This window comes from Anabaena sp. WA102 (assembly GCF_001277295.1).
Taxonomy (GTDB): Bacteria; Cyanobacteriota; Cyanobacteriia; order Cyanobacteriales; family Nostocaceae; genus Dolichospermum; species Dolichospermum heterosporum.
The window spans coordinates 337728-350763 of record NZ_CP011456.1; the positions used below are offsets into that span (position 1 = coordinate 337728).

A 13036-nucleotide genomic window follows, 5' to 3' on the forward strand; every position below is an offset into this window, starting at 1 on the left:
AATCTTGCCAAAGTGTAATCTGGAGTTGGAATCAGTCACATCTACCGAAACAGGATCTAACCAATGATAGAAAATCAAGATAATTCGTTGTTAAAGGCTGTGAAAACTGGGGATATACAGGAAGTATTTACGCTGCTGTCCGACGGTGCTAATGTGGATATTAGCGATATAAATGGAACTACAGCATTGATGTTTGCGGCGAATTTAGGTTATACAGAAATTGTGCGATCGCTCTTGGATGCCGGTGCTAACATTAACTTAACCAGAAAAACCTATAATTTAACAGCACTAATGCTGGCTGCTAGTGCTAATCAAATAGATGTTGTCAAATTATTAGTCTCTAACGAGGCAAATGTCAATGCTACCAACGATGATGGTAGTACCGCATTAATGATAGCAGCACTGAAAGGTCATCTTGAGATTGTACAAATTTTATTAGCCGCCGGTGCTGACATAAGCATTACCGACAAAGATGATGATACCGCGTTCAAACTAGCCATAAAACACAAACATCCAACAGTAGTTAAAGCATTATCACAAAATAACCATATTGTCAATAGTCAAGATCCAGAGGGTGATACAGGACTAATAATTGCCGCAGATTTAGGCTATTTAGAAATAGTCCAAGCATTGTTATCATCTGGTGCTGATGTTAACATCAAAAACGTTGATCATGGAACAGCATTATTAGCAGCCACAGCAACGGGAAATACTGCTATTATCACCGCTTTATTAGATGCAGGTGCGGAAATTAATCATCAAGATAAAGAAGGTGAAACAGCCTTACATCTTGCCGTTGTCGAAGAATATATAGATGTAGTCAAAATATTAATCCAACGGGGCGCAGATGTGCAAATTAGAAACCATTTGGGAGATACACCCTTATTAATAGCCGCATTCCAGGGATATAGCGACATAGTAGCAGTTTTACTAGATGCAGGAGCAGATATGGAAAAGAAAAACTTTGGCGAAGTTGCGCTTACCTTAGCAGTATCCCAAGGACATTTCCCAACTGTCAAACTATTACTTGATTATGGAGCAGATATTAATAAATTAGCAGATGATGGTAAAACCGCTTTAGTCAAAGCCATAGCTGCCAACTATCCCGAAATATTCCAATTACTATTAGAAACAGGAGCAAATGTGAATCTGCAAAACTCCGCTGGCGCAACTGCTTTAATGTTAGCTGTAGCAGAAGGTTATAGTCAAGCAGTGGCAATGCTATTACAAGCTGGGGCAGATGTAAATTTAAAAAATCAAGGGGGTTATACAGCCTTAATGATTGCCGAATTTAATAATTATCGTGGTATTTGTAATATGTTAAGACAAGCTGGAGCGCAGGAGTGATAGACGTTGAATTATGTAAATATGAATTATTTTCACGCCAAGGTAAGAATTTTCAAAATTAAATTCAGGGAAGTAAATTTATGCTTTCACCAGAATTCAACCAGCCAGATATGCGATTTTTAGAATACAAGCAAATAGAAGTGCAAGTTTCATCAATTCTGACTGCTGTTAACCCTGCTAATCCTGCTTGTTCTAATTTATCATAAATCCAAGCAGCGATCGCCTCACTAGTTGGTGACTCTAAACCCAGAGATTCATTTAAATAATAGTGATCTAAATAATTCTCCAGCAAGGGTTGGAGATATTTTTTGATTTCTGAATAGTCCATAACCATACCCTGTTTAGCACCTTCTGTTACTAATCTATCACCAGCTACATAAACAACTCCACGCCAACTATGTCCATGCAGCCGAGAACATTTACCATCATGGTAAGGCAATTTATGTGCTGCTTCAAAGCGGAATTCCTTAGCTAGTAGCCACTGCTGATTAGTCATTGTACTCCGATATACTTGTGTGTTTGTAAAGATAGTCTATAGTCAGGTTTTTGTTGTAATATCTGGAAAATCAGCGGTAGTGATTTCGACGAACTGTTCCACTCAGGTTGTAAGTAGACAAGCAAATTAGGGTGAGTAGATAGATATTTTTCGTAAAAATCAAGTTCTCTACCAGTTTCTATGATTATCTTAACTTCATTAGCTCGACTCCAAAACTGACTTTGCACTGGATATTTAGCGTTAAGATGTTCCTTGGGAGATAGAGTAATCCAGGCTGCGGGGGAAACTTGTTGCCAAAAAGAGCCTGATGTTTCAATGCTAACCAACTTATCTGCAACTAACAAAGCTTGTACTAATTCCGGTAAATGCTTATGAATAAATGGTTCTCCACCAGTTATTACCACTCTGGGAGATTTTATTTCCCCTAGAAGTTCAGCAATAGGACGTTCGATTCGGGGTAAATTTGCTCTTGGGTCAGCATAACCCGTATCACACCAAGGACAAGCAACTGGACAACCAGATAAGCGAATAAAGTCTACTAAGCAACCAGTCCAGTACCCTTCTCCCTGAACTGTACTTTGAAAAGTTTCATGAATTGGTAGCTTGATTTCTGAAAACGACATTTTTTAAATCCATAACCTCTTTGACTACCAGCTTGCCATAGAAAAAGTAAAAATCTGTAGGACTTACGCAAGAGTTGTAGGGTGCGTCAGATATCAACAATCTGTTTATTTGCAGAATTTACGCAGTCTGACGCACCCTACCAATGTGCCAATTGCGTAAGTCATGCTCTTTTTATTGTATGGGATTTTTATGTAAAATTTATACTTTACTTAAGTAAATATTGCTGGATTTAAGAATAATTAATCAGATAAGATTTTGATAAAAATCAACAATTTAGAAATTATTAAAAAAGAGAAACATCAAGATGAAATTCTTACACGACAAGGGTAGAAAGAAGTAAATTCATCTTTCACCATTACCTTGTTTCTGCCTTGATGTTTCCTACTGTGCTAGATTTGAACAATATACATTTTTTTATTTGAAGGGGAAGTATTAGAATTATCAATTTTTATGTAATAAAAACTACGTGGATTATAAATCAATCTATCTTAGGTGTGGTTTTCTGAGCATTTGTGGCACTTTCGAGTAATCATAAGGGACTTCCAAATAAAAAAATACTCAACCACCTAACGCAAAAATCTCTCAAACCCTTATTCCTCTGTGTCCTCTGCGCCTCTGTGGTTCGTTAATCAGGATAATTTATTTCTTGGAAGTCCCTAAAGAAAAAATTAATTTTTTTTGAACAATAAATAAATAAGATCCCCGACTTCTCTAAGAAGTCGGGGATCTGAGTTTTGCAATGTTCAAAAATCAAATATGATGGCTATATATTTTAACAAAACAAAAAAATGCAAATTATACAGAGTCTTCATACTGCTATTCTAGTCACTGATTTAGAACAGGCTGAATATTTTTATAGTCAGGTATTAGGACTAAAAAAAGTAGAACGCCCTCTAAAATACCCCGGTGTCTGGTATCAAATCGGTAATTATCAACTTCATCTCATAGTTGCGCCTGCTGTACCAACCGATAAGCAACAGGAAAAATGGGGACAGAATCCTCATATTGCTTTTGCTGTGGTTGATTTGCAGGTTGTGAAAGATGAGTTAATCGCTAAAAATTATCCTTTTCAGGCTAGTGCTTCTGGTCGCGCGGCGATTTTTATTAAAGATCCAGATAGAAATATTATTGAACTTAGTCAACAATGAGATTATTCTCCATGACAAAAGTTAAAATGGGTAGATTGTGAAAAGATAAATAGCAAATGTTTTGGGCTGATAAAATCGCTGCTGATGCAGTAGGCTACCAGGTAGTTAATGATTCTAAGACTCCATCAGGACGGGTACACGTTGGGTCTTTGCGGGGTGTGGTTATCCATGATGTGATTTACCGGGCATTGAAACACGCAGGTAAACCTGTCAAGTTCTTGTATGGTGTGGATGACTATGACGCACTGGATACAGTTCCAAAATACTTAGATCAGGAAAAGTTTTCTCCTTATTTGGGCTTTCCGCTGTGTAATGTGCCTTCTCCTGGTGATGATGCTAGTGATTATGCTAAATATTTCATTGGTGAATTTTTTGAAGTTTTCGAGTATTTAGGAATTAAACCAGAAACTTATTTTCTCCGCGATTTATATCGTTCTGGAAAACTTAATTCCTATATTGACACTTTCTTAAAAAATGCCCATTTGGTGAGAGAAGCTTATAAGGAAGTAAGCAAAGCTGACCGTCCAAATAACTGGTATCCTTTTCAAGTTATTTGTGAAAATTGCGGTAAGATTGCCACAACTGTCACGACAGATTATAACGGTTCAGAAGTATTTTACACCTGCAAACCTGATGCAACTGACTATGTAAAAGGTTGTGGACATTCTGGTTGGGTTTCTCCTTTTAATGGTAATGGTAAATTACCTTGGAAAGTTGAATGGGTGGCTAAGTGGGATGTGTTGGGTGTAACTATTGAAATGGCTGGAAAGGATCATTCTCAAAAAGGTGGTTCTCGTGATGTTGCTAATGCGATTAGTCGCAAGGTTTTACAAAAGCAACCTCCTTTTCATTCTCCCTATGAATTTATTCTGGTAAATGGGACAAAGATGAGTTCTTCTAAGGGAGTTGGTTCGAGTGCTGAAGAAATTGCGGCTTTACTTCCACCGGAATTACTGCGCTTTTTAATGTTGCGAACTCAGCCAAGAACTGTCATTAATTTTGCGCCAAATTATGAAACTACTACTCGTTTATTTAGAGATTACGATACTTTAATTAACAAGTATTCTAAATCTCCTGAATTAACGGAGGAATTAATGCCGTTATTTTACGCCCAACTAGGGGATGAAGTTAAAACTTTCCAACCTTTTGATTTTAGTACGTTAATTTCTTTGTTGCAAGTTCCGCGTTTAAATATTCAAGATGAGGTTGTCCAACGTAGTCCACAGCCTTTAACTGAGTATGATCAGGAAATTATTAATCAAAGAATTGCTGCTGCACAATTGTGGTTACAAGATTATGCAGATGAGGAAGAAAAGTTAGTTCTGTATTTGGAACAAGTTCCTGATAAAGCTAATGATTTGAACTCTGAACAGGTTGCTTATTTGCAAAAGTTGATGGAGAATTTGCAAAATATTCCTAATTGGGAAGCTGAGGCATTGCAAACTATCATTTTCTCGACTACTAAGGAGTTAGGGATTCAACAACCAATTGCTTTTAAGGCTTTGTATCTATCTTTCTTGAATAAAGAAAAGGGTCCAAAAGCTGGTGGTTTGTTGTCTTATTTGGAGAAATATTTTGTGATTTCGAGGTTACAAGATGTTGTGGCTTTGAATGCAGGTAAGGAAAAACTAGAAGTTTCTTAATTCCTTGTTCCCTGTCTCTGACAGGGAATACGGTTAATGAGGCTCTGCCTCATATTAATGTTAGCATAAGGCAGAGCCTTTTGATTGCATTCCCAGGTAGAACCTGGGAACGAGGGAACGAGGAATAATATAACAACTATTAAATCCCTCAACGAAATTCTTTGATTGCTTCTAAGGGGGAAGATAACAAAAGACAACGATTCAATAAAGATAAATCTAATTTTGGCAACAATTCACTATTATTAACTTTCTCATATTCTTCTTGTCGCAAACAGTAAATTTCCAGCATTCCATCTTCCCAAAACCAAACTTCGGGAACTTGCATTAATTTATATTTCTTCAGTTTGATAGGACTACCACTAGTAATAACAATTTCAATACATAAATCTGGTCTAGGTTTATCAGTTTGAAAACAATAAGATAAATCGGCTTGATACTCAACTATACCAGGAACAATTTGCGAATAGCTACCACTGGGGAAAAATTCAATTTCCTCTATTTCAAAGTGTTTGGTTAGTAGTGCAGCCATTAAACTACTAATTGCTTCATGTGGTTTACTGATAGTCACGATTTCTAAAACTCCTTCACAATAAAATAAACGCACTCCTGGTACATTTTCAAATGCTTTTTGAATTGCTTGGAACTTTTCCCAACTTACTCCAGGACGGTAGAATCGTTGTTCTTCTTCTACTAAATTAAGAGCATTTTCTAAAGTTTGAGTCATGATATCTCTCCCTTTTACTATTGATAAGGTTGATGTTATAGCGGTAATCACGCTTGGTGCAATATAATCGAGGGCGCAGGCCCTGCGCCCCTACAGGCTTTACGATTTGCTGACTGTATCTTAATTCAAGTGCATACTGCTATATTTTTAGCAATCAGCTATCAAAAAAAGACGGAAATATCAATCTATGATAGCTGAATAGTTTGGTGATTTCAGCGTTTGGCTAGTTGTGGAGTTTTTCCTTTTAAGCCAAGCATTAATTTCAGGGCGAATATTTTCACTATGGGAACTCTTTGCATAATCCACAAACCCAAACGGCGAATTATTACCACTGGTAAGAAGTTGTTAGAAAAAACTCGATCTAATAAGTCGGTGAAACCTAAAATTGCAAGGTTTTCTTTTTTTCTCCAGCTTTCATATTGCTTGAGTATGGAAATATTACCAATATCTTGACGCTTTTGATGGGCGGTTTGGATGATTTCGGCTAATGCGGCTGCGTCCCGAATTCCTAAGTTTAAACCTTGTCCACCAACGGGATGACAGTTATGGGCGGCATCACCTATTAATGCTAATCTGGGGAGAACATAGCGATCGCTCTGCATTAACTGTACCTGAAAAATAAACCTGTCTCCCAATAATTCCAATTTCCCCATTTGCTGACCATAGCGTTTAGTTAGTTCCGCTAAAAATTCCTCATCATTCAACGCACACAAAGCTTTTGCTTCTTCATGGGGTGCAGTCCAAACAATGCGACAACGGTTTCCCGGTAAGGGTAAAATGGCAAAGGGACCACTAGACCAAAATTTTTCGTAAGCGGTGTTATTGTGAGATTTTTCTGGTTTCACAAAGGCCACAATACATGATTGCCAATATTTCCAACCTTTGGTTTTAATGCCCGCAGCTTGACGAATGGGAGATTTTGAACCATCAGCAGCGACTAACAATTTACTGCGAATTATCCGATTTTCGTCGCCAATTTTGATATTAATAGTAACTATATCTCTTTCGTTTTGTGTACTTACTACTTCCGCTGGACACAAGATGGTTACATTTGCACAACTTTGAACAAATTCCTGTAAAGGTGCTAACAGCGCATAGTGTTCTGCTACATAACCTAATTCTGATGTCCCTAAATCATCGGTTTGGAAGTTCACCACATCAGGATAATCAGCATCGGAGAGACGCACTTGGTTATATTTAGCAATGTTGGGGAGAATTTTGTCCCATAAACCAATTCCTTGGAAAATTTGGGCGGACAGTAGATGTACAGCATAAGCCTGTCCTTTAGCCACTGCGGCTGATGCAACTCTAGCTTCAATGAGGAGAATTTTTAAACCAGAATCTTTTAAAGCTGCGGCTAGGGTTAAGCCGACAATGCCACCACCGACTATGACCAAATCATAATCATATCCCCAGTAGGTTTCTGTGGGGGCGTGGGGGGATGAAAGGGTAGGAGTAAGCGGGGAGATGGACATTGTGAAGATAAATTACATAGTTTTAATTATTATTGTGACGCGATCGCCACTGATGATCAACATAAATAAAGGAAACGATCACAGATTAAGTAGGTGAACACAATAAAACCAAACTGTGTAAAGAAACGTAAAATCGCCCAAACCCTCTTCACTCTTGCCTCTTGCCTCTTGCCTTTTGCCTTGCCATAACGACAATTTTCAACGCCAACCTACTTACACAGATTACACAAATTGTTGCGTTTTGTTGGTTTTAAGTGTGAACAGTATTGGTTTACTACCTGATTGACTTTTTGAGTTGATCACTTTGTCCTGCTGTTACAGATTCGATAGTGAGATTGATGTTATTTTGTTTTTGCACAAATTCTTTTATCCCCATCGCCATACAAATTATGACACTCAATTTATATTTACTGCGGCATGGCGAAACTACTTTTAGTCAAAGTGGTAATTTCTGTGGTGAAACTGATGCAGATTTGACAAAAGAAGGGATGCAAATGGCATCTAGTTTTGCTGATGTATATCAAAAATTGGACTGGTCAGCGGTTTATGTTAGTCCAATGAAACGCGCTATTTCCACTGCCAAGCCATTTTGTGATGCTACTGGTATGAAGATGCAGGTGCGGGAAGGACTTAGAGAAGGTAGTTATGGACAATGGGAAACTAAGAGTAAATCGTTTGCTCAAGAAAATTACTCAGAAAACTATGTAAAATGGTTGACAGAACCGGCTTGGAATGCACCCATTGGTGGAGAAACTGCGGTAGATATTGCTAACCGTTCTATGCCTGTAATTGCGGAAATTCAAGAAAAACATTCCCAAGGTAATGTTTTAGTCGTTTCCCATAAAGCCACGATTCGGATTATGCTTTGCAGTTTACTGGGGATTGATTTGGGACGGTATCGTTATCGGGTAAATATTTTGGTCGCTTCAGTAAGTATGGTGAAATTTGACGTGAATGGTCCTTTGTTGGAAATATTAGGAGACCGACATCATCTACCTGATCATATTCGCTCTCGTGCCGGAACATAAACATAATATAGCAGGAGTCAGGAGTAGAAACCTGTTTTGGACGGAGTTTCACCTACGGTACGTTAACACGAACAATTCATGTCCTAACTACCTTGACCGTTGCTATAAATCAAAACTTTTTAAATTTTAAACACCTTCTTATTCACCCTTAAGCCAAAATATTTCCATTAACTCTACTTTAGGTAGTAGCAATATTTCTTGAGGCTGAGTAATCTTAAACTTATTAATGCCTGAAAAACGTGTAAGTACCCTGGAGATCATTTCAGGGTCTTTTTTTATGGCAAGCAGGAGGCAGGGGTAGAGAGTAGGGAAAAAGAATTATTCTTATTACCTATTACCCATTACCCATTACCCATTACCCATTACCCATTACCCATTACCTATTTTCGAGCAAAATGTTTTTCCATGATTTCTAAAATCATGGGTGCAGCGACACTACCACCACCACCACCGGAATGTTCAGCAAAGGCAACCACTAAAATTTCTGGCTTATCCGCAGGTGCATAAGCGCCAAACCAAGCGTGATTTTCTTTAACCCCTCCTCTCCAAGCTTCAGCAGTACCACTTTTGCCAGCTACCAGAGGAAGATTGGGGACATTTAGTACCTTACCTGTACCTTCACTAACTACCTTCCGCAATCCTTCCCGGAGAACTTTGACCGTTGTGGGTTTGAGATTTAATGATTCTCTCCAGCTTTTAGCTTCTTCATTATCCTTCAATAAATGGGGTTGGACTAGATAGCCACCATTGGCAGGTACAGCAAACATCACAGCGGTTTGTAAAGGAGTAGCTTGTAAAGCCCCTTGGCCAATGGACATATTTATAGTATCACCCACAGTCCAATCTCTTTTCCATACCTTGTGTTTCCAAGTTTCATCGGGAACTAAACCTTTAGCTTCTTGTGTAGTAAAGTCAAAACCAGTTTTTCGACCAAATCCATATTTACGAGTCCATTCAATCAATGTTGGTCCACCAACTTTCTTAGCAATTTGATAAAAGAAAGTATCGCTACTCCACTGCATCGCCCCGACAAAACCTAAAGGACCAAAACCAGCGTGATTCCATTCACCAAACCTAGTTCCACCAATAGTTAAAGAACCGTAGGTTTGTAATACTGTATCAGGAGAAAATTTACCTGATTCTAGTGCAGCCGTTGTGGTGACAATTTTAAATGTACTGGCTGGAGGAAAGGCGCTAATGGCCCGATTAACTAAAGGATGACCAGAACCTTGAACGGTTTCCCAATCTTTTTGAGAAAGTTTTTGTTTAGAAAAAATATTGGGGTCAAAGGTGGGATGAGACACCATTGCTAAGACAGCCCCATTTTTGGGGTCAATTGCGACTATTGCGCCATTGCGTTTACCTAAAGCTTTTTCTGCGGCAATTTGCATATCTAAATCTATAGTTAAGTGCAAATCATTACCAGCTTTTGCTTGCTTACTTCCCAATACGCGTAAAGGACTACCACTACCATCTACTTCTACCTGCTGACCGCCCCATTCACCTCTTAACAATTTTTCATAAGCTTTTTCTGCCCCCATTTGACCCATAACATCTCCCAATCGGTAGCCTTCAGCTTTCCTTTTTTGCAACTGTTCAGCAGTAACTTCACGGGTATATCCAAGTATGTGAGCCAACTCTTGACCATAAGGGTAATAACGCACAGCTTCCGTATTTATTTCTACTCCGGGTAGTTCATTTTCATACTCCTTTAATGCTGTTACCTGTGCTTCGTTTAAATTTCGAGCAATGCGAATTAGTGATGAAGGATTGACAGCAGATTGTTCAAGTATTTTCTCGATATCTGTTTGGGGAGTGTCGAGAATTTTGGCTAAACGTGGACCAACTACCGACCAAGATGCTTTGGTATGTGCCATTGGCCATAAATACACAGATCGGGGATAACGGGTGCTGGCTAATAATTTACCATTTCTATCAAAAATATTACCTCTTTCTGGTTGTTTGGGAATAATCCGAATGCGGTTGGATTCTGCCCGGATGCGGTGATTTTTTCCTTCGATAATTTGTAAATATATTAATCTAGCGCCAATTCCAGATAACATTAATAATGTGAATAGAATTACAAATGTGGATTGAACACCACGTCCAACTGTGCGTGTATTTTTTGTTATACTAAGTAATGATGGTAAAATAGCCATAGACCAAAATAATTTTTTGGGATAAATAGGTAACAGGTAACAACTGACAACGAACAAGATTAAATATCAGGGTATTCTACTGAAGATTATGGCTCGAACTGCGATGCAGAATCAAAGAGGTTTAAAACCACTACAGCCACTTGATGTTGAATTGCGTAATGTATTCAAGTTTTTCAACCAAGAACCCGCAGTACACGGAGTGGATTTGGATGTTAGACAGGGAGAGTTTTTTAGCATTTTAGGTCCCTCTGGTTGTGGAAAGACAACTACGCTCCGCTTGATTGCTGGATTTGAAAGGGTGGATGCTGGTAAGTTACTCATTCAAGGTCAGTTAATGACTGATGTTCCTCCTTATCGGCGACCTGTGAATACTGTATTTCAAAGTTATGCTTTATTTAACCACTTGAATGTGTGGGAAAATATTGCTTTTGGATTGCGATTGAAAAAAATATCCAAATCGGAAATTGCTAGTCGCGTTACAGATGCTTTAAAGCTAGTAAAAATGGAAAGTTTGCGATCGCGTCTTCCTAGTCAACTCTCCGGTGGTCAACAACAGCGGGTAGCCTTAGCCAGGGCTTTGGTTAATCGTCCCGCAGTTATTCTCCTCGATGAACCTTTGGGAGCATTAGACTTAAAACTTCGCAAGGAGATGCAGGTTGAGTTATCCAATCTTCACAAGGATTTAGGGTTAACTTTTGTGATGGTGACACATGATCAGGAAGAAGCATTATGTTTATCTGATCGCATTGCGGTGATGAATCAAGGCAAAATAGAACAAATTGGTACTCCTAGCGAGATTTACGAACGTCCTCAAACACCTTTTGTGGCTGACTTCATTGGTGATACTAATCTATTTAGCGGTGAAATTGTGGAAGTAGATGCAGAATCTATGAAAATTTCTACTAAAACCGGATTAACGATGATTGTTAGTCGTCACGAACAAACTCCCCTAGAAATAGCTCAAAGTGTTGTTGTTAGTGTCCGTCCTGAAAAAATTCAACTTTCCCTTTATCCCACTAATATACTCACAAATTGTTTTGAGGGACGGCTAATTAATGTCATGTATTTAGGGACTCATGTTAATTATGTTGTGGAATTAATCAATGGTGTTCACCTCAATGTTTTACAACCTAATACTTATGCTAGTTTACCAGATAGGAATACACCCATTTATGCTTGGTGGGAAAAATTTGACTGTTTAGCTATTAGTCAAGATGTAAATTAAATGACTAACAGACGTAATTTTCTCAAAAAAACGGCGGCATTTTCTACCTTATCTTTAGGTAGTTGTGGTTGGCGACTAGCTAATGTGGGGTCAAACTATATTAGCTCTAATCAAAGTGGCAAACTATATATTTATACCTGGACTCAATATACAGATAAAGAATTAATAACTACCTTCACGACCCAAACAGGTGTGAAAGTAATAGCAGATGTATATGAATCCAATGATGTCATGTTAGCTAAGTTGCAAGCCGGAGGTGGTGGTACTTATAGCATTATTTACCCCTCTGACTATATGGTACAAAAGATGGCGGAAAAAGGGTTATTGATGGAAATAGATCATAGCCGTTTAATTGGCTTAGATAATTTATTTCCCCAATTTAATAATCCTACTTATGACCCGAATAATCGTTATAGTCTTCCTTTTAATTGGGGAACAACGGGTTTATTATACAACTCAGAACAACTGGTAAATGCCCCAGAAGATTGGGAGTATCTTTGGCAAAATCAAGATAAACTCAATAAACGATTTACCTTACTCAATGATGTGCGAGAGGTAATGGGTGCAACATTACGGATGTTGGGCTATTCCTATAATTCCCAAAATGAAAATGAGGTTAAACAAGCATATCAGAAATTGCAGATATTAAAACCTGCGATCGCCGCTTTTGATACTGACGCTTGGCAAAATAAGATTCTGGCGGGAGATTTAGCGATAGCTATGTGTTATTCTGCTGATGCCGTCAAAATTTCTCAAGAAAACCCCAAGCTCAAATTTGTAATTCCTCGTAGTGGTTCTTCATTATGGACTGATACCATCGTCATTCCCAAATCTAATCCGAATATAGCTGGTGCTTATGCCTGGATTAACTTAATTTTGCAACCAGAAGTAGCAGCGAAAATTTCCGAACGTTTATATATTTCTACTCCTAATCGGGCAGGATTTGAAAATTTACCAAAAGCAATTCAAGAGAATACTAATTTATTTCCTCCTGAATCACTTTTAGCAAAGTGTGAACGTCTAACTCCTTTAGGAAAATTTGAAGAGATTTATGAACGTTATTGGACTCAATTACTAACTTAAAAAATGATTAAGGAAGTAGGGGCGCAGGGACTGCGCCCATTCAGTAGTCAGAAGAAAAAAGAAGGAGTAAACTATTTTGCCGTA

At 38.2% G+C, this 13036-nt stretch carries 11 protein-coding genes; 6 read left to right on the plus strand and 5 right to left on the minus strand.

Features of this window, described 5'->3' with window-relative positions; translation table 11 throughout:
- Positions 1-63 precede the first annotated feature (63 nt).
- Entirely contained in the window at positions 64-1347 is a 1284-nt protein-coding gene (locus AA650_RS01350; RefSeq protein WP_053537664.1) for an ankyrin repeat domain-containing protein, read from the plus strand.
- Between the two features lie 64 nt (positions 1348-1411).
- Here AA650_RS01350 and queD read toward each other — a convergent pair whose 3' ends face one another.
- Both queD and AA650_RS01360 read right to left on the minus strand, forming a co-directional pair.
- Complete coding sequence (queD, locus tag AA650_RS01355) at positions 1412-1843, minus strand: 6-carboxytetrahydropterin synthase QueD (RefSeq protein ID WP_053537665.1); 432 nt, start codon at positions 1841-1843, stop codon at positions 1412-1414.
- On the minus strand, positions 1840-2466 hold the full coding sequence (locus tag AA650_RS01360) for a 7-carboxy-7-deazaguanine synthase QueE (RefSeq protein WP_053537666.1): 627 nt from the start codon (positions 2464-2466) through the stop codon (positions 1840-1842). The genes queD and AA650_RS01360 overlap by 4 nt, the downstream gene beginning before the upstream one ends.
- A gap of 789 nt (positions 2467-3255) precedes the next feature.
- Between AA650_RS01360 and AA650_RS01365 the strand changes: the two genes are divergently transcribed.
- Complete coding sequence (locus AA650_RS01365; RefSeq protein WP_053537667.1) at positions 3256-3615, plus strand: VOC family protein; 360 nt, start codon at positions 3256-3258, stop codon at positions 3613-3615.
- A 56-nt stretch (positions 3616-3671) separates the two neighbouring features.
- The gene (lysS, locus tag AA650_RS01370; RefSeq protein WP_053537668.1) at positions 3672-5258 is read left to right on the plus strand and encodes a lysine--tRNA ligase; all 1587 of its coding nucleotides are present in this window, start codon (positions 3672-3674) and stop codon (positions 5256-5258) included.
- A gap of 148 nt (positions 5259-5406) precedes the next feature.
- On the opposite strand, the gene AA650_RS01375 is transcribed toward lysS, so the two are convergent.
- Positions 5407-5982, minus strand: coding sequence for a Uma2 family endonuclease (locus AA650_RS01375; RefSeq protein WP_053537669.1), 576 nt, complete (start codon positions 5980-5982; stop codon positions 5407-5409).
- A gap of 212 nt (positions 5983-6194) precedes the next feature.
- Entirely contained in the window at positions 6195-7457 is a 1263-nt protein-coding gene (locus AA650_RS01380) for an FAD-dependent hydroxylase (protein ID WP_053537670.1), read from the minus strand.
- A 389-nt stretch (positions 7458-7846) separates the two neighbouring features.
- On the opposite strand from AA650_RS01380, the gene AA650_RS01385 reads away from it, so the two are divergent.
- Complete coding sequence (locus tag AA650_RS01385; RefSeq protein WP_053537671.1) at positions 7847-8485, plus strand: histidine phosphatase family protein; 639 nt, start codon at positions 7847-7849, stop codon at positions 8483-8485.
- A 380-nt stretch (positions 8486-8865) separates the two neighbouring features.
- On the opposite strand, the gene mrdA is transcribed toward AA650_RS01385, so the two are convergent.
- A complete protein-coding gene (mrdA, locus tag AA650_RS01390; RefSeq protein ID WP_053537672.1) occupies positions 8866-10644 on the minus strand; it encodes a penicillin-binding protein 2 in 1779 nt (592 codons plus the stop codon).
- 88 nt (positions 10645-10732) lie between these two features.
- On the opposite strand from mrdA, the gene AA650_RS01395 reads away from it, so the two are divergent.
- Together AA650_RS01395 and AA650_RS01400 are read left to right on the plus strand one after the other, a co-directional pair.
- Positions 10733-11869 (plus strand): ABC transporter ATP-binding protein, encoded by a 1137-nt coding sequence (locus AA650_RS01395; protein WP_053537673.1) that lies wholly within the window; start codon positions 10733-10735, stop codon positions 11867-11869.
- The gene (locus AA650_RS01400; protein ID WP_053537674.1) at positions 11870-12952 is read left to right on the plus strand and encodes a polyamine ABC transporter substrate-binding protein; all 1083 of its coding nucleotides are present in this window, start codon (positions 11870-11872) and stop codon (positions 12950-12952) included.
- The last annotated feature ends 84 nt before the right edge of the window (positions 12953-13036 follow it).